This is a genomic window from Bradyrhizobium sp. USDA 3311 (assembly GCF_054062495.1).
The window spans coordinates 5,507,744-5,524,042 of the sequence record NZ_JBSSFI010000001.1; the positions used below are offsets into that span (position 1 = coordinate 5,507,744).

The 16,299-nt window shown below is 65.5% G+C and carries 12 protein-coding genes, 1 tRNA gene and 1 pseudogene; 2 read left to right on the top strand and 12 right to left on the bottom strand.

The genetic code is table 11. The features are described 5' to 3' along the window. From ihpC to ACVWW6_RS26385, 10 genes are all read right to left on the bottom strand, one after another. The gene (ihpC, locus tag ACVWW6_RS26340) at nucleotides 1-3,213 is read right to left on the bottom strand and encodes a divalent metal ion exporter subunit IhpC (RefSeq protein WP_456681602.1); all 3,213 of its coding nucleotides are present in this window, start codon (nucleotides 3,211-3,213) and stop codon (nucleotides 1-3) included. Continuing rightward, nucleotides 3,206-4,183 carry a divalent metal ion exporter adaptor subunit IhpB gene (ihpB, locus tag ACVWW6_RS26345; RefSeq protein ID WP_110116195.1) on the bottom strand — a complete coding sequence of 326 codons (978 nt, stop codon included), beginning with the start codon at nucleotides 4,181-4,183 and terminating at the stop codon, nucleotides 3,206-3,208. The genes ihpC and ihpB overlap by 8 nt, the downstream gene beginning before the upstream one ends. Next, nucleotides 4,180-5,454: a divalent metal ion exporter subunit IhpA gene (gene ihpA, locus ACVWW6_RS26350; protein ID WP_456681603.1), complete on the bottom strand. Its 1,275-nt coding sequence runs from the start codon at nucleotides 5,452-5,454 to the stop codon at nucleotides 4,180-4,182. The genes ihpB and ihpA overlap by 4 nt, the downstream gene beginning before the upstream one ends. A gap of 56 nt (nucleotides 5,455-5,510) precedes the next feature. Further along, a complete protein-coding gene (locus tag ACVWW6_RS26355) occupies nucleotides 5,511-5,876 on the bottom strand; it encodes a hypothetical protein (RefSeq protein ID WP_456681604.1) in 366 nt (121 codons plus the stop codon). A 151-nt stretch (nucleotides 5,877-6,027) separates the two neighbouring features. Continuing rightward, nucleotides 6,028-9,186 (bottom strand): efflux RND transporter permease subunit, encoded by a 3,159-nt coding sequence (locus tag ACVWW6_RS26360; RefSeq protein WP_456681605.1) that lies wholly within the window; start codon nucleotides 9,184-9,186, stop codon nucleotides 6,028-6,030. After that, nucleotides 9,183-10,619: an efflux RND transporter periplasmic adaptor subunit gene (locus ACVWW6_RS26365; protein WP_456681606.1), complete on the bottom strand. Its 1,437-nt coding sequence runs from the start codon at nucleotides 10,617-10,619 to the stop codon at nucleotides 9,183-9,185. The genes ACVWW6_RS26360 and ACVWW6_RS26365 overlap by 4 nt, the downstream gene beginning before the upstream one ends. Continuing rightward, nucleotides 10,616-11,014: a FixH family protein gene (locus tag ACVWW6_RS26370; RefSeq protein ID WP_028171697.1), complete on the bottom strand. Its 399-nt coding sequence runs from the start codon at nucleotides 11,012-11,014 to the stop codon at nucleotides 10,616-10,618. Before ACVWW6_RS26370 ends, ACVWW6_RS26365 begins: the two co-directional genes overlap by 4 nt. Nucleotides 11,015-11,135: 121 nt before the next feature. Next, nucleotides 11,136-11,495: a hypothetical protein gene (locus ACVWW6_RS26375; protein WP_028171698.1), complete on the bottom strand. Its 360-nt coding sequence runs from the start codon at nucleotides 11,493-11,495 to the stop codon at nucleotides 11,136-11,138. A 485-nt stretch (nucleotides 11,496-11,980) separates the two neighbouring features. Continuing rightward, entirely contained in the window at nucleotides 11,981-12,622 is a 642-nt protein-coding gene (locus tag ACVWW6_RS26380) for an NrsF family protein (protein ID WP_456681607.1), read from the bottom strand. Continuing rightward, entirely contained in the window at nucleotides 12,619-13,176 is a 558-nt protein-coding gene (locus tag ACVWW6_RS26385; RefSeq protein WP_304568307.1) for a sigma-70 family RNA polymerase sigma factor, read from the bottom strand. Before ACVWW6_RS26385 ends, ACVWW6_RS26380 begins: the two co-directional genes overlap by 4 nt. Nucleotides 13,177-13,409: 233 nt before the next feature. Between ACVWW6_RS26385 and ACVWW6_RS26390 the strand changes: the two genes are divergently transcribed. Then, complete coding sequence (locus ACVWW6_RS26390) at nucleotides 13,410-14,126, top strand: cation transporter (protein ID WP_456681608.1); 717 nt, start codon at nucleotides 13,410-13,412, stop codon at nucleotides 14,124-14,126. Between the two features lie 176 nt (nucleotides 14,127-14,302). On the opposite strand, the gene pepT is transcribed toward ACVWW6_RS26390, so the two are convergent. Both pepT and ACVWW6_RS26400 read right to left on the bottom strand, forming a co-directional pair. Then, on the bottom strand, nucleotides 14,303-15,553 hold the full coding sequence (gene pepT, locus ACVWW6_RS26395) for a peptidase T (protein ID WP_456681609.1): 1,251 nt from the start codon (nucleotides 15,551-15,553) through the stop codon (nucleotides 14,303-14,305). Between the two features lie 104 nt (nucleotides 15,554-15,657). After that, nucleotides 15,658-15,963, bottom strand: a pseudogene (locus ACVWW6_RS26400) (HU family DNA-binding protein); the annotation flags it as partial. A 228-nt stretch (nucleotides 15,964-16,191) separates the two neighbouring features. Here ACVWW6_RS26400 and ACVWW6_RS26405 point away from each other — a divergent pair. After that, nucleotides 16,192-16,268, top strand: a tRNA-Asp gene (locus tag ACVWW6_RS26405). Nucleotides 16,269-16,299: the final 31 nt, after the last annotated feature.

A 16,299-nucleotide genomic window follows, 5' to 3' on the forward strand; every position in this document is an offset into this window, starting at 1 on the left:
CTAGACCTCCCTGGACGCCGCCAAATCAGTCGCCATTCTAGGCGTTTCGCTTGCCACGTCACGCCGGAACAGCATGTAGAGCGCCGGCAGCACAAGGAGCGTCAGCACGGTCGAGGAGATGATGCCGCCGATCACCACGGTTGCGAGCGGCCGCTGCACCTCGGCGCCGGCGCCGGTGGCGAGCGCCATCGGCACGAAGCCGAGCGAGGCGACCAGCGCGGTCATCAGCACCGGGCGCAGCCGGGTCAGCGCGCCCTCGCGCACGGCCTCCGCAACGGATCGTCCCTCGCTGCGCAGCCGCTCGATGAAGGCGATGATGACGAGGCCGTTGAGTACGGCGACGCCCGACAGCGCGATGAAGCCGACGCCGGCGCTGATGGACAGCGGGATGCCGCGCAGCAAGAGCGCCGCGACGCCGCCCGTCAAAGCCAGCGGCACGCCGGAGAACACCAGCGCCGCATCAGCCGCCGATCCCATGCCCATGAACAGCAGCAGGAACACCAGCAGCAGCGCCACCGGCACCACGATGGTCAGCCGCTTGGTGGCCGAGACCAGCTGCTCGAACTGGCCTCCCCAGCGGATCCAGTAGCCCGGCGGCAGCTTGACCTTCTCCGCGACGGCGGCTTGCGTCTCGGCGACGAAGGAGCGCAAATCGCGCCCGCGAACGTTGGCCATCACCACGACGCGGCGCTTGCCGTTCTCGCGGCTGATCTGGTTGGGACCCGGCGCGATCTCGATTGCCGCAACGGAAGAGAGGGGCACGTAGCGCGGCGTCGTTCCCGATGTCCCCGGCCAGGCGGTTTTCGTGACGGCCGCGACGTCTTCGCCCGGCGGCAGCGGGATCGGCAGCGACTTGATCGTGTCGGGGTCGGCACGCAGGCTTTCCGGCAGCCGGACCACGATGTCGAAGCGGCGATCGCCTTCGAACAGCTTGCCGACCGGCTTGCCGCCGATCGCGATCTCGACGAGGTTCTGCACCTCGCTGAGGCTGAGGCCATAGCGCGACAGCGCCTGGCGATCGAGCTTGACGGTGAGGATCGGCAGGCCCGCGACCTGCTCGGTCTTGACGTCGGCGGCGCCCTCGATGCCGCGGACCACGCCGTTGACCTGCTGGGCGATGCCGGCGAGCACGTCGAGATCGTCGCCGAAAATCTTGACGCCGACGTCGCTGCGGATGCCGGCGATGAGCTCGTTGAAGCGCATCTGGATCGGCTGGGTCATGCCATAGGCGGTGCCGGGCAGGGTGTTGGCGGCGCGTTCGATCTCCTCGATCACCTCGTTCTTCGGCTTGGCGGGATCGGGCCATTCCTCGCGCGGCTTGAGCGTGACATAGGTGTCGGCGGCGTTCGGCGGCATCGGGTCGTTGGCGATCTCGGCGGTACCGACCTTGGAGAAGATGGTCGCGACCTCCGGCACTTGCTTGACCGCCTTCTCCAGCCGAATCTGCATGTCGACGCTCTGGGTCAGGCTGGTGCCGGGAATCCGGATGGTCTCGATGGTGATGTCGCCCTCGTCGAGGCTCGGGATGAATTCGCCGCCCATGCGTGTCGCGGCGAAGACGCTGCCGGCGACGATCAGGACGGCGCCAAACGCGACGCTGCCGCGGTAGCGGATGGCGCGGTCGAGCAGCGGCACATAGAACCGCTTGGCGGCCCGCATGAAGAGGTTTTCCGTCTCCGAGACCCTGCCGGTCACGAAGATCGCCACCGCGGCCGGGACGAAGGTGATCGACAACAGCGCCGCGCCCGCGAGCGCCATCAGCACCGTGAGGGCCATCGGCGTGAACATCTTGCCTTCGGTCCCCGTCAGGGTCAGGACCGGCAGGTAGACCACCGCGATGATGAGCGTGCCGAACAGGCTCGGCTTGATGACCTCGCTGCTGCCGGCGCGGATCGTCTCCATCCGTTCCTCGAGCGACAGCAGCCGGCCGCGCCGGTGCTGCTCGGCAGCGAGCAGCCGCAGGCAGTTTTCGACGATGATGACCGCGCCGTCGACGATGATGCCGAAGTCGATTGCGCCGAGGCTCATCAGATTGGCGCTGACCTTGCTCTCGACCATGCCTGATATCGTGAACAGCATCGACAGCGGGATGACGCAGGCCGTGATCAGTGCGGCGCGGATGTTGCCGAGGATCAGGAGCAGCACCGCGATCACCAGCGCCGCGCCTTCGACGAGGTTCTTCTCGACGGTCTGGATGGTCGCTTCCACCAGATGCGTGCGGTCGTAGACGGCGCGCGCGATCACGCCGTCGGGAAGCGATTTCGCGATCTCCGTGAGCCTCGCCTTGACGCGCTGGGCCACGGTGCGGCTGTTCTCGCCGATCAGCAGCATGGCGGTGCCGAGGACGGTTTCGTTGCCGTTGGTGGTCGCGGCGCCCGAGCGCAGGTCCTGGCCTTCCTGGACGTCGGCGACGTCGCGGATGCGAACCGGCACGCCGCCGCGCGAGCCGATCACGATGTCCCTGATGTCCTCGATATTGGCGACCTGGCCGGGTGCGCGGACGAGATATTGCTCGCCGTTGCGCTCGATATAGCCGGCGCCGACATTGGCGTTGTTGGCGGCCAGCGCCGTCATGATGTCGCGGAAGCCGAGCTTGTAGGCCATCAGCCGGCCGGGGATCGGCAGCACGTGGAATTGCCGCTCATAGCCGCCGATCGAGTTGACCTCGATCACGCCGGGGATGGTGCGCAGTTGCGGCTTGATGATCCAGTCCTGGATGGTGCGCAGTTCCGTCGGCGTGAACTCGGCGCCGGTCGGTGACTTCGCGCCGGCCTTGGCCTCGACCGAGTAGACATAGATCTCGCCGAGCCCGGTCGAGATCGGCCCCATCGCGACCTCGGTGCCTGCAGGCAGCAGGTCCTTTGCCTGCTGGATGCGCTCGTTGACGAGCTGGCGCGCGAAATAGATGTCGGTGCCGTCCTGGAACACGACGGTGACCTGGCTCAGGCCGTAGCGCGAGATCGAGCGGGTGTAGTCGAGTCTGGGCAGGCCGCCCATCGCGGTCTCGATCGGGAAGGTGATGCGCTGCTCCGCTTCGAGCGGCGACAGGCCCGGCGCGCGCGTGTTGATCTGGACCTGGACGTTGGTGACGTCGGGCACCGCGTCGATCGGCAGGCGGGTGAAATTCCAGGCGCCGAAGCCGCCGGCGACGAGCGCGAATAGAACGACGAGCCATCGTTGACGAATGGAGAAGGCGAGGAGGGCGTCAATCATGGTCGGCGTCTCCCTTGCCCATCTCCGCCTTGACCACAAAACTGTTCTCGGCGACGTAGCGCTCGCCGGCCAAAAGGCCTGCGCGGATCTCCACGAATTTCGGATCGGAATCGCCGAGCTCGACCGGACGTGCCTCGATCTTGTCGCCGTCCTCGCGGACGAACACGATGGTTTTGTTCTCCAGCGTCTGGATCGCACTTCGCCGCACGGCAACTGCGACATTGCGTGCGGCGAGGATCAGCCGCGCCGTGACGAACAGGCCGGGGCGGAGCCGGCCGTCGGGATTTGGCAGCACCACGCGCGCCAGCGCGGTCTGGGTCTCGCTCGAGCCGATCGGCGCCATGTAGGAGATCGCGCCCTTGATCTCGCCGCGGCCATCGTCGGGGTCGATCAGCACCTCGTCGTTGAGGCGGACGCGCCGGAGGTCCTGCCGGTAGATCGACAGGTCGACCCAGATGCTGGAGAGGTCGGCGACGACGAAGGCCGGTTTCTGCTCGGAGGCGTATTCGCCGAGCGAGATCTGCCGCTCGATGATGGTGCCGGCGATCGGCGCCTTCAGCTCATAGACCGTGAGGCTCTGGTTGCTCTCGATCGCGGCGAGCAGATCGTCCCTGGCGACCTTGTCGCCGATGCGCTTCTGGATCGACTTGGCGACGCCCGGAAAGCGCGGCGTCACCTGCACCACGGCTTCCTGATTGGCGCGCAGGATGCCGTTGAAGGCCAGCGTGTCGGTCAGCGTGGCGCCCGCGGCTTCCGCCAGCGTCACGCCGGCGGCCGCGAGCTTGACGTCGGAGATGCGGATGCGGTCGGCGCCATGCTCGTCCTGCTCGACGTGGTCGTTCGGTTTCTTCTGTTCGGAACGCTCGACATGCTCCGCGGGTGCGACCTTGGGCGCTGCAAGCATGGCGTAGCCATAGGCACCGAGCGCTGCGGTCGCGATTGCGACGAGGATGGTGGAGGATGTCTTCATCGCGCGCTCTCCCGGGCCAGCGCAAAGGGATTGCCGACGAGGCCTTCGATGGTCGCCACACCGGCATGGAAATTCTGCAGCGCTTCCTGCTCGCGCAGCCGCGCCTGGGTCACGCTCGCTTGCGCGTCGAGCACTTCGAGCAGGGAGAAGCGGCCCTGGCCGTAGCCTTGCGAGATCGCTTCCGCAGCCTCAGTGGCCTTGGGGATGGCGATCTCGCGCAGCACCGCGAGCTCGCGCAGCGAGCCCTGGAGCGAGTCGTAGGCGCGGCCCGCAATCACGATCAGCGTGTTGCGGTTGGCCTCGCGCTCGGCCCCGGTCTTGGCGAGGCTTTCCTGCGCGGAGAGGATGTTGCCCTGGTTCTGGTCGAACACGGGTATCGGCACCGAGACGGTGAGGCGCGCCGCATCGTCATTGGTTTCGTTGAAATGGCGCCAGCCGGCCGCGATCCGCACGTCCGGATAGGGCTTGAGCCGCGCCATCAATAGTTCGGCATTGCGCTGGGCAAAGACCGCCGTCCAGCGCACCAATTGCGGATTGGCATCGATGGCGGCGACCACCGACTGGAACGTCGGCGGGCGCCCCGTGGTGTCGAGCCGGCCGGAGACCTCGCCGAATTTCGCAGAGGGATCGCCCATCAGCACCGCGAGCTCGCGCCGGGCGCTTGCCAGCGTCGCCTTGAATCGCTCGCGGTCGGCCTTCACCAGGGCGGAGGCGACCTCGGCGCGGCCGGTCTCGGCCGGAGAGGAGGCGCCGGCTTCCACGCGGCGGCGGAGCAGCGGCGTCAGCCGGTCGATCGCGGCGATCTGCTCGTCGAGGATCTGGATCCGCCGCTGCGCGCCGAGCACGCTGAGGAAGGCGATCGCGGTTTCCGACAGCACCTCCAACCTGACGGCCTTGCGCTGGATCGCGGCGACCTCGATGCCGGCCTGTCCGGCCGCGATCCTGGCGTCGCGCTTGCCGAACAGCTCGAAGGCCTGGCTGATCTGGAGCGTGGTCTCGGCCGATTTCGTGCCGCGATAGATGCCCGACCCGAACGAATTGTCCTGTTCATAGGACAGTTCCGGATTGAGGAGCGCGCTGGCCTGGATGCGCTGACCGGTGGCGATGCCGACGTCGCGCTCCGCCGCCGTCAGGCGCGGGCTCGCGGCCAGCGCGCGCGAGAGCGCCGCGCGCATGGTCAGCGTCTGGGCGTGTGACGTCAGCACCAGGGGTGGGCTGATGAGAATAGCCAGCGCGCACGCGATGCGCGCAGCCAGTCGCCTGCAAAACATGAACAGAACCTGTGAAGGAGAACCGATGGGCGCGATGGGGCGCCCGGCTGATCCGTTCAGGTCAGGTGCTTGGGGGGCGGGGATGCCGTATCGGGCGCGATGCCGGCGAGCGCCGGCTGCCGCTGCGGGACCGGCGCGGCCATTACATCGGCCGCGGCTTCCGGCTGCACCGATTGCACGACAGCGATGGAGAAGCAGCCGTGGCAGTGATGGCCGGCAAGCGCCTTATGATCGCCATGGCCGGCCGCGCCGTGGTCGAGCATCGCCGCGATCTCGGAGCCGCCGGACGGGCTGGTCACATCGATGTCGTGGGCGCCGTGGAGCGCGCCCGAGAGCAGATACATGACCGCGACGAACACAGCCACGAGCCCGCGCCAATGGCGCGTGGTGCTCCGTCTGAAGGGGCGGCGATTCAGGACCACGAATTCACTCTCGCTGTCGGTTCGGCTGGCCTAGCATGGCAGCGGGAACAGTGTCGACCCGCAATAGTGTTACGTGTGGGGAACTCAACGTCGCAGCCGCACCTCATGACGCGAGTGCGACCGGGGCGCAACATTCCGGGGGATTACGAGCTCATTCGGCGGCCTCCGGAATTTGCTCCGACGTGACAGCCCCATCGCCCGTACGCAGCCCGAAGCCCTTCACCAGGCCGAAGATTGCGGGGATCACGATCAGCGTCAGCAGCGTCGACGAGATCATGCCGCCGATCATGGGCACGGCGATCCGCTGCATGATCTCCGATCCCGTTCCGCTGCTCCACATGATCGGCAGCAGGCCGGCCATGATCGCAACCACGGTCATCATTTTCGGGCGGACGCGCTCGACCGCGCCTTCCATGATCGCCTTGTCGAGATCGTCGCGGGTCAGGACGCGTCCGGCGCGCGCGCAGCGCGCTTCGGTTTCGGCAAGGGCGTGGTTGAGATAGATCAGCATCACCACGCCGGTCTCGGCCGCCACGCCCGCGAGCGCGATGAAGCCGACGGCGACCGCGACCGAGAGGTTGAAGCCGAGCCACCACATCAGCCACAGGCCGCCGACGAGGGCGAAGGGCAGGGAGAGCATCACGATCATGGTCTCGGTGATCGAGCGGAAGTTGAGGTAGAGCAGCAGGAAGATGATCAGCAGCGTCACCGGCACCACGATCTTCAGCCGCGCGGTGGCACGTTCCAGATATTCGTATTGCCCGCTCCAGACCACGTAATAGCCTGATGGGAACTGGACGCTCGCCTGCACCGCGGCCCTCGCATCGGCGACATAGCCGCCGAGGTCACGGTCGCGGATGTCGACATAGATGTAGGTGGCGAGCTGGCCGTTCTCGGTCCGGATCGAGGTCGGCCCGCGCGCCGGCGTGACGCTTGCGACCTCGCCGAGCGGGACGGCGCCGCCGCCCGGCATCGGCACCAGGATGTCGCTGGCGATCGCCTTCGGATTGTCGCGCAGGTCGCGCGGATAGCGCATGTTGACGGTAAAGCGCTGCCGGCCCTCGACGGTCGTCGTCACCGTCTGGCCGCCGAGTGCGGTCGCGATCGTGTCCTGCACGTCCTGCACCATGATGCCGTAACGCGACAGCGCCTCGCGGTCCGGCGTGATCTCGAGATAGTAGCCGCCGAGGCTCCGCTCGGCATAAGCCGAGGAGGTGCCGGGCACCGCCTTGAGCACCTGCTCGATCTGCCGGGCCACCTTGTCGATCCCGGCGAGATCGGTGCCCATGACCTTGATGCCAACGGGGGTACGGATGCCGGTCGAGAGCATGTCGATGCGCGCCTTGATTGGCATGGTCCAGGCGTTGGAGACGCCCGGAAACTGCAGCGCCTTGTCCATCTCGGCGATCAGGCTGTCGATCGTCACGCCGGCGCGCCACTGCTCCTTCGGCTTGAGGTCGACGATGGTCTCGAACATCTCCGATGGCGCCGGATCGGTCGCGGTTGCCGCACGACCGGCCTTGCCGTAGACCGAGGCGACTTCCGGAAACGAGCGGATGATGCGGTCCTGGGTCTGCATCAGCTCGGCCGCCTTGGTCACGGAAATGCCGGGAAGCGTCGTCGGCATGTAGAGCAGGGTGCCTTCGTTGAGATTCGGCATGAACTCGGAGCCGAGCCGGCCTGCCGGCCAGATCGAGGCGGCGAGCACGCCAAGCGCGAGCAGGATCACTGGGATCCGCGCCCGCAGCACGCCTGATATCACCGGCCGGTAGATCCAGATCAGGAAGCGGTTGATCGGGTTCTTGTGCTCCGGGATGATCCTGCCGCGGACGAAGATCACCATCAGCGCCGGCACCAGCGTGACCGACAGCAGCGCCGCCGCCGCCATTGCGAAGGTCTTGGTGAAGGCGAGCGGGCTGAACAGCCGGCCCTCCTGCGATTCCAGGGTGAAGATCGGCATGAACGAGACGGTGATGATCAGCAGGCTGAAGAACAGCGCCGGGCCGACCTCGGCGGCGGCCTCGATTAGGATCGCCACCCGCGAATGGCCGGGCGCGGCGCGCTCGAGATGCTTGTGCGCGTTCTCGATCATGACGATCGCCGCGTCGATCATGGCGCCGATCGCGATCGCGATGCCGCCGAGGCTCATGATGTTGGAGCCGATCCCGAGCAGCTTCATCGCCCCGAACGCCATCAGCACCCCGACGGGGAGCATCAGGATGGCAACCAGCGCGCTGCGGACATGCAGCAGGAACACGATGCAGACCAGCGCCACCACGATGCTCTCCTCGAGCAGCGTATGCCGGAGCGTCTCGATCGCGGCCTTGATCAGGTTGGAGCGGTCGTAGACCGGAACGATCTCGACCGATTTCGGCAGGCTGGTTGCGATCTCCCTGAATCGCTTCTTGACGCCCTCGATTACGTCGAGTGCGTTCATGCCGAAGCGCTGCAGCACGATGCCGCTCGCCACCTCGCCCTCGCCGTTGAGCTCGGCGATGCCGCGTCGCTCGTCCGGTCCGAGCTCGACGCGGGCGACGTCGCGCAGCTTGACCGGCGTTCCGTTGTCGGTCTTCAGCACGATGTTGCCGATGTCGTCGACGCTTTTCAGATAGCCCTTGCCGCGAATGACATATTCGAACTCGGACAGCTCGACGGTGCGGCCGCCGACGTCGGCATTGCTGGCGCGGATGGCATCGCGCATCTTCTGCATGGTGATGCCGAGGTCGCGCATGCGCTGCGGATCGAGGATGACGTTGTATTGCCGCACGAAGCCGCCGATGCTCGCGATCTCCGCCACGCCTTCCGCCTTGGCGAGCGCAAACTTCAGATTCCAGTCCTGGATCGTCCGCGTCTCAGCAAGGTTCAATTCCTTGGACATCACCGCATATTGGTAGACCCAGCCGACGCCGGTGGCGTCGGGCCCGATCGTGGGCGTGACGCCGGCGGGCAGCCGCGACGCGGCGCCGTTGAGGAATTCGAGCACGCGCGAACGGGCCCAGTAGATGTCGGTACCGTCCTCGAAGATGACGTAGACGAAGGAGACGCCGAAGAAGGAGAAGCCGCGCACCACCTTCGACCTCGGCACCGTCAGCATCGCGGTGGTGAGGGGATAGGTGACCTGATCCTCGATCACCTGGGGCGCCTGGGCCTGATATTCGGTGTAGACGATGACCTGGGTGTCGGAGAGGTCTGGAATGGCGTCCAGCGGCAGATGGAGCAAGGCATAGAGGCCGGCCGCGGCGGCAAAGCCGGTGCCGAACAGGACCAGGAGCAGGTTGCGTGCCGACCAGGCGATGATGCGCGCGATCATGGCTTGCCTCCCATCGCGTGGCCGCCGTGCGCATCAGTGCCTTGCGCGTTAGTACCTTGGACGTTGCCGCCTTCGGCGAGTCCTTTGAGGGCCGCCTTGAGGTTGCTCTCGGCATCGATCAGGAAGTTGGCGGAGGTGACGATGACGTCGCCCTCGGCAAGCCCGTCGCGGATCTCGACATAGCCGTCGCCCCGCCGCCCGAGCTTGACCTCGCGCGGCTCGAAGCGGCCCTGTCCCTTGTCGACCAGGACGGCCTGCCGGCTGCCGGTGTCGAGCACCGCGCTTTCGGCCACGCTGAGCACCGGCGCCGGATTGCCGATATCGATCGCGGCATCGACATACATGTCGGGAAGCAGCGCGAGATCGTCGTTGGCGAGTTCGATCCGTATCCGCGCCGTGCGCGTCTCCTTGTTCAGCTGCGGATAGATGACGCTGATCCGGCCGCCAAAATCCCGACCGGGATAGCTGCGCGCCCGCACCGTCACGGGCTGGCCGACGGCAATGCCGCCGAGGTCGCGCTCGGCGACGTCGACATTGGCCCACACCAGCGAGATATCGGCGATGCGAAACAGGATGTCGCCGGGCTGGGCGCGCATGCCGTCGATGGCGTTGCGCTGGAGCACGATGCCGTCACGCGGCGACGACCATTGGATGGTGATCGGCACCGCATGGCTCTTCTCCATCTCGGCGATGACGGGTTCGGGGACATCGAGATTGACCAGCCGCTGCCGCGAGCCCCGGCCGTAGGGTTCGATGCCCGCGGTCGTCTTCGAGGTGATGGTCGCGAGATATTCGGCCGCTGCGGACGATACGGCCGGACTGTAGATCTCCATCAGCGACTGCCCCTTGGTCACGCGGCTTCCGGTGGTGACGTCGGCAACCTTCTGCACAAAACTCTCGGCGCGCATGGCGATGACCGAGATCCGGCGTTCGTCGAGCTGGATAGTGCCGGGCGCGCGCACCAGCGTCCGCAGCCGCCGTAGTTCGGCAGGCTCCGATTTGACGCCGCTGCGCTGGATTTTGCCGGGCGACAGCCTGACCGAACCGTCGTCGCTGTCGTCGCCGTCATAGACGGCGATGTAATCCATCCCCATCGAATCCTTCTTCGGCACTGGTGAGGTGTCGGGCAGGCCCATCGGGTTGCGGTAATATTTGATCTTGCGATCGGCCTTGTGCTCGCCTTTAGGCTCGTCGGCATCGGACGGCGCCGGTACGGCGACGTAGTCGCGGCCGTCCTCGGTCTTCTTCGGCGTCGGCGAATAGAGCGGCTTGCCGTCCGGATCCTGATAATAGAGCGGGGCGACCGTATCCGCCGCATTCGCTGCGAACAAAATCGGATCGCCATTCGCCGGCAAAAAGCTGCCGGCAAACAGCGCGGCGCCTACCGCTGCGACAAGCGCAGCGGCAGTGCCGATGAGGCGGCTCTTGCTCATTGCTCGGCCGTGACGACGAGCTTGTTTTCGACCGTGCCGCTTTCGCCCTGCACCTTGGCGCCAAGCGAGAGCTGCCAGCGCCCGGCCATGCCGAAGGTGGCCTTGAAACGGTAGGTGCCGGGCTCGGTGCCCGGCATCGGCGTGACCTTGGTGGCCATCTCCTGCATGCCGTCGGGCGCCATGTCGAGCCGGCTGGCGAAGACCACGGCATCCGGCACGGTCTTGCCGGAGGTCTTGTTGACCAGCCGTACCGTCACGATGCGATCGGCGCCGGCCTTGACGGTCGGCTGCATGAGCTGGAATTCATAGTTCTTGATTTCGGCGCGTGCGGAGGTCGCAAACGCGGTTGCGATCAGCGCGGCCATGGCGGCGCGCGCGACGTGGGACGTTGTCATGATTTCAATTTCCTCGATGGGTCTGATGGAGTCGCACGCAACGACGTGACGCGTCGCAAGACGGTATGCAGCCATGCGCGCCGATTGCGGCACGCATGTTCACCAGGCGGCGGAGCGCCTGTCAGACGATCGATCGAGGGGGATGATCCGGAGGTGGGCGGGTGAGGCCGTCGCCGATGGCATCATCGAGCGGCCGAAGCAGCGCGAGAGGACGCGCATAGCGGATGGCGGTCGCGACGACAGGTCCTGCCTGCAACGCCTTCAGCATGCAGATCGCGAGGAGCGGGCAGTCCTGGCATTGCTTGCTGTTCTGCTCGTCGGGGCAGCACGGCATGTCCGCCGACATGTCCTGTGCGCCGGTCATCTGCATGTCGCTAGCCATCAGGGGCTCCGCCGCTGCTGGTGTCACCAGCGGCGCAACCATCAGCCCCGCGGTCACGAGGACCGCGAGCACTAGCCTGAGGATGCGACAAGCCATCATTGCGCGACACTCTCACACGGTGGCAACACTGGAAAGTCCCCCGGTTCACAAGTGTGAGAGCAGGGAGCGCTGGTGGTTAACCGTTTCGAGCGATCGCGGAGTACCATGTTATTGCGCAATCCTAGTGGGAATTGGGGCCTCCCTGATAACGCCATCCGGATGCGCCGCCCGCCGGTGCGGTGGCGGGCAGCTCAGGAGCTTGTCGATCATAGGCCAACGCGGAATACGGGCCTTGAGGTAGGACAAACGTTCTGGATTGCGAGGTTTGCCTGGCCTCATTCGGCCAATAGCTCCTGTCGGAAATGGTCGAGCCCGCATGGGCGCTGACCGAGACGGCCAAGAGAAGCGTGAGTGCGAGAAGGCTCTTCGTCAACATAGTTCCGGCTCCATGATTTTCGCGGAAGCGCCTCTGTTGCGCTTCTTCTGAGGAGTTCGGAGCCATCCGCGACACGGTTACAGGCTCACGCCGACGTGAGTGCAGCCTCTCACCAGCGCAGCAGTCGGGGTCCCAACAATGCGCCTGCGAGGGTGCACAGCACGATCGTACCGCCATACCAGAGCGCGACGAAGGGCAGCGAGTCGTCGGTGCAGTGAAGCGCATAGGCCATCGCGCTCATGCCACCTGCGACGAGCCCGCTGAAGGCGCCGGTACGGACCAGATTGGTCGGAGCTGCCTGTCGCACAGCCCAGATGACGACGGCAAACGGTACAATCGCGATGATCGGAATCGAGATGAGGCATTCGAGCCATTGATCGCCCATCACCATCCTGTCCCAGTGTGAACTCGGCGCCTGCCCGAGGCTGATGCCGGCAAGCAGGAGGATCGCCACAAAGGGCAGTGCGGCGAGGCCCGGGGATACTCTTCGTTCCCCGCCAGGCCGCGCCAGCCGTGCCAGATAGACCGCCGCCGTGCCTGTGGTGCCGAACGCGAATGCGATCTTCAGGAACAGAAAAATCAGGGTGCGTGGCGTGGTCAGGTCGGTGCGGACACCAAGTGCCAAGAACGTGACTCCGATTGCAACGGCCATTCCAACCACAAGCGCAGTGCCGACGCTGCGGTTGACCTGTCGCCGGTTGACCGGTTCGACACCCGCGCTGAGCGCGCTGATCAGCTCGTCCGTCTTCATGTTTGCGTCCTCTGTGCGATCAACGCCGCCAGGGTCTTCAGCCCGCGGTGAATATTGACCTTCACGCCCGATTCCGAGATGTGGCAGCGCTGTGCCGCTTCAGCGACGCTCAGCCCGTCGAGTTTCACGGCCTCGATCGCGCATTGCATCTTTTCCGGCAGGTGTTTGAGCAACCGCCTGAGATCGAAGCTGCTCTCGGTGCTGAGGTAATCGTCATTGGCAATGACGTCGCCCGCCTCGTCGATCGGCACGTCGGTAACCGAGGCCCGGTTTCGGCGGAGAAAATCGATCAGCTTGTAGCGCGCGATCGCGTGCACCCAGGGCGTTAACAGCTCCTGCGGATCGTAGGTGTGTCGCTGGAGGTGGATCGCCAGCACGGCCTCCTGAACCAGATCCTCGGCTTCCGCCACGCCTCGGCCTATTTTCGCGAACTTGCCCTTGTAATAGGCGCGCAAATGGCGGCTCAGCCGCTCAAGCAGCATGCGATGCGCCGCAGCATCGCCATCCTGGCTGGCAAGCATGAGTGCCTTGAGCTCGGTTTCCGTGGTCGTCATACCCACATGGCTATAGTTCGCTCGTATTGCCGACTTGGTTACAGTCAGTTCGCAAGATTCTCATTTTCCTCCTCCAAGGCAAACGGTGCGAGGGGTCGATCGAGTGGTCCGCAACGCGGATTGGGATGACTTCGTTCGTAGGGACTAGAGGCCGAGGCAATTGTGGAACCGCGCCTGGAAGATCGCCATCGTTACAGGCGCATGGTAAAATGGGACGCCGGAGGGAGCCTGGAATGCCTGAAGAGACTTGCTGCTCGCACGACGCGTGCTGCGAGAAGGCCGCCAAACCCCGCGTGGAGGAGGTCGCCACGTCGGGCTGCGCCGACTGCTGCTCGGCAGGCGTTCCGGTTTTCGACGGGCTTGATCCACGATACAAGCGCGTGCTGTGGACCGTCATCGCCATCAACGCGGCGATGTTCGTAACCGAAATGGTGGCGGGCCACTTGGCCGGCTCGCAGGCTCTCAAGGCCGATGCTCTCGACTTCCTGGCCGATACAGTCACCTACGGCTTGAGCCTTTCGGTCATCGGCGCGAGCCTCAAGACACGGGCCACCGCCGCACTGTTCAAGGGGTTGTCGCTCAGCGCGATGGCAGCCTGGGTGTTCGGATCAACGGTCTATCAGACCCTGATCCTGGGGCTTCCTCGCGCGGAGCTGATGGGAGCGATGAGCCTGGCCGCGCTGGCGGCGAATCTGACCTCGGTTCTCCTGCTCGCGCGCTACAAGGACGGCGACGCCAACGTGCGGTCGGTATGGCTCTGCTCGCGCAATGACGCGGTCGGCAACGTCATTGTGATGATTGCTGCCGTTGGCGTATTCGGTACCGGAACGGCATGGCCTGATCTCGCTGTTGCCGCCGTGATGGCGGGAATTTTCCTCACCTCATCTTTGCAGATCCTGCGGCAAGCGTGGGCGGAGTATCGCGGCGGCCAAGCTGCTGCGACCGCCTGAGGGGCAGGCTGGTCCCGGGCGCAATCGAGACGCGAAAAGGCCCCAGCCCGGGGCTGACCGGCTGAGGCCTTTGTGCTCACAATCTTCGTCCTTGGGACTTGGATCGCCAACGCGCCCCGCGCCGGCTCGTTCCCTAGGGCTTGGAATTATTTCGCGCGCCGAGATTAGCCGCGCGCCTACGCTTTCTCCTCCCAGATCATGGCGAGGTGCACGATCGTCTGCACCGCCTTTTCCATGTCCTGCCGGCTGACCCATTCCAGGCGCGAATGGAACGCGTGCTCGCCCGCGAAGATGTTGGGGCAGGGCAGGCCCATGAAGGACAGGCGCGAGCCGTCGGTGCCGCCGCGGATCGCGGTGCGCATCGGGCGCAGGCCGGCGCGGCGGATCGCCTCGATGGCGTATTCGAGAATGTGCGGGTGACGGTCGATCACCTGCTTCATGTTGCGGTACTGCTCCTTGACCTCGAACTTGTAGGTCGAGCGCGGATAGTCCTTCATCACATCCTTGACGATGTTCTCGAGCAGGACCTCCTTCTCCTTCAGCCCTTCCTCGGTGAAGTCGCGCACGATGAAGGAGAGCGTTGCCTGCTCGAGCGCACCGTCGATGCCGATTGGATGCAGGAAGCCCTGCTTGCCTGACGTCGTCTCGGGCGAACAGCCTTCCTTCGGGAGTCGCTCGACGATGGCTGCCGCGATCTTGATCGCGTGCTCCATCTTGCCCTTGGCATAGCCCGGATGGGCACTGACGCCGTTGATGGTGATGGTGGCACCATCAGCCGAGAAGGTCTCGTCCTCGACAGAGCCCGCGGTCTCGCCGTCCATGGTGTAGCCGAAATCGGCGCCGAGCTTCTTGATGTCGACATTGTCGACGCCGCGGCCGATTTCCTCGTCCGGCGTGAACAGGATCTTGAGGGTGCCGTGCTTCGCATCGGGGTTGTTGATGAAGAAATGCGCGGCATCCATGATCTCGGCGACGCCGGCCTTGTTGTCGGCGCCCAGCAGCGTGGTGCCGTCGGTGGTGATGATGTCGTTGCCGATCTGGTTCTTCAGCGCGGGATGCTCGGCGAAGCGGATCACCTGGCTGGTATCGCCCGGCAGGGTGATGTCGCCGCCGCGATAGTTCTTTACGACCTGCGGTTTCACGTCCTTGCCGATGACGTCGGGCGAGGTGTCCATGTGCGAGCAGAAGCAGATCACCGGCACCTTCTTGTCGGTGTTGGCCGGGATCGTTGCGTAAACGTAGCCGTAGTCGTCGAGATGGGCGTCGGCAACGCCCATGGCCTTCAGCTCGGTGACGAGGACGCGGCCGAGGTCTTTCTGCTTCTCGGTCGAGGGCGAGCTGGGGGATTCCGGATCGGACTGGGTGTCGATGGTGACGTAGCGCAGGAAGCGCTCGGTCACGGTATGCGTGAAGATGAGTGAGGACATTTCTGGTCAAACCGCCGGGGGTCAGGGGGAGCAGGCGGTATATCAGAAAAGCGGGCCACGTTGCGGCCGGAACGAGCTTCGATCAGGCTTAACGAACAGTCACCTCAGATCGCCTCTTTCAGTTCCTTGACCGGGCGGAAGGCGACCTTCTTGCTGGCCTTGATGTGGATGGGCTCGCCGGTGGCGGGATTGCGGCCGGTGCGGGCCGCGCGCTTGCGGACCTGGAGGATGCCCAGCCCCACGATCCGGACGCGGTCGCCCTTCTTCAGGTGCTTGGCGATCAGCTCGACCATGTCGGTGAGGACGGCCTCGGCGTGCTTCTTCGACAGGTCCTGGCTTTCCGCGATGTCGGCGGCGAGGTGCTTGAGGGTGATGGTGGCGGGAGCGGCTGCCTTCTTCGCCATGTCTGGCCTCCTCGATTCTTGCCGGTGGCTGGGGAGACCGCCCCCGGACCCCGCAGGTTCCCGGAGGCGTAGACGATTCGGGACCGGACTGACTACGCCGCCCGGCGCGGCCGGGTCACGTTCCTGCGCGCCACCGGCGGATATCCGCTCCTTCAGGCTGTGGATGCAACGTCCTTGACTTCACCAAGCCCGGCCTTTAAGTCCCCCCTCGTTCCGCGGACATCTGTGCGCCACGCGGGAGTAGCTCAGTTGGTTAGAGCGCCGGCCTGTCACGCCGGAGGTCGCGGGTTCGAGCCCCGTCTCTCGCGCCATTTTATGGCGGAAATCAATAACTTAATCGCT

Bases quoted from the DNA above. Each gene is read 5' to 3' on its own strand.
- ACVWW6_RS26360 (WP_456681605.1), bottom strand. From the start codon at position 9,186: ATGATCGCGCGCATCATCGCCTGGTCGGCACGCAACCTGCTCCTGGTC.
- ACVWW6_RS26380 (WP_456681607.1), bottom strand. From the start codon at position 12,622: ATGAAGACGGACGAGCTGATCAGCGCGCTCAGCGCGGGTGTCGAACCG.
- ACVWW6_RS26370 (WP_028171697.1), bottom strand. From the start codon at position 11,014: ATGACAACGTCCCACGTCGCGCGCGCCGCCATGGCCGCGCTGATCGCA.
- ACVWW6_RS26375 (WP_028171698.1), bottom strand. From the start codon at position 11,495: ATGATGGCTTGTCGCATCCTCAGGCTAGTGCTCGCGGTCCTCGTGACC.
- ihpC (WP_456681602.1), bottom strand. From the start codon at position 3,213: ATGATTGACGCCCTCCTCGCCTTCTCCATTCGTCAACGATGGCTCGTC.
- ihpB (WP_110116195.1), bottom strand. From the start codon at position 4,183: ATGAAGACATCCTCCACCATCCTCGTCGCAATCGCGACCGCAGCGCTC.
- ACVWW6_RS26390 (WP_456681608.1), top strand. From the start codon at position 13,410: ATGCCTGAAGAGACTTGCTGCTCGCACGACGCGTGCTGCGAGAAGGCC.
- ACVWW6_RS26365 (WP_456681606.1), bottom strand. From the start codon at position 10,619: ATGAGCAAGAGCCGCCTCATCGGCACTGCCGCTGCGCTTGTCGCAGCG.
- ACVWW6_RS26385 (WP_304568307.1), bottom strand. From the start codon at position 13,176: ATGACGACCACGGAAACCGAGCTCAAGGCACTCATGCTTGCCAGCCAG.
- ihpA (WP_456681603.1), bottom strand. From the start codon at position 5,454: ATGTTTTGCAGGCGACTGGCTGCGCGCATCGCGTGCGCGCTGGCTATT.
- pepT (WP_456681609.1), bottom strand. From the start codon at position 15,553: ATGTCCTCACTCATCTTCACGCATACCGTGACCGAGCGCTTCCTGCGC.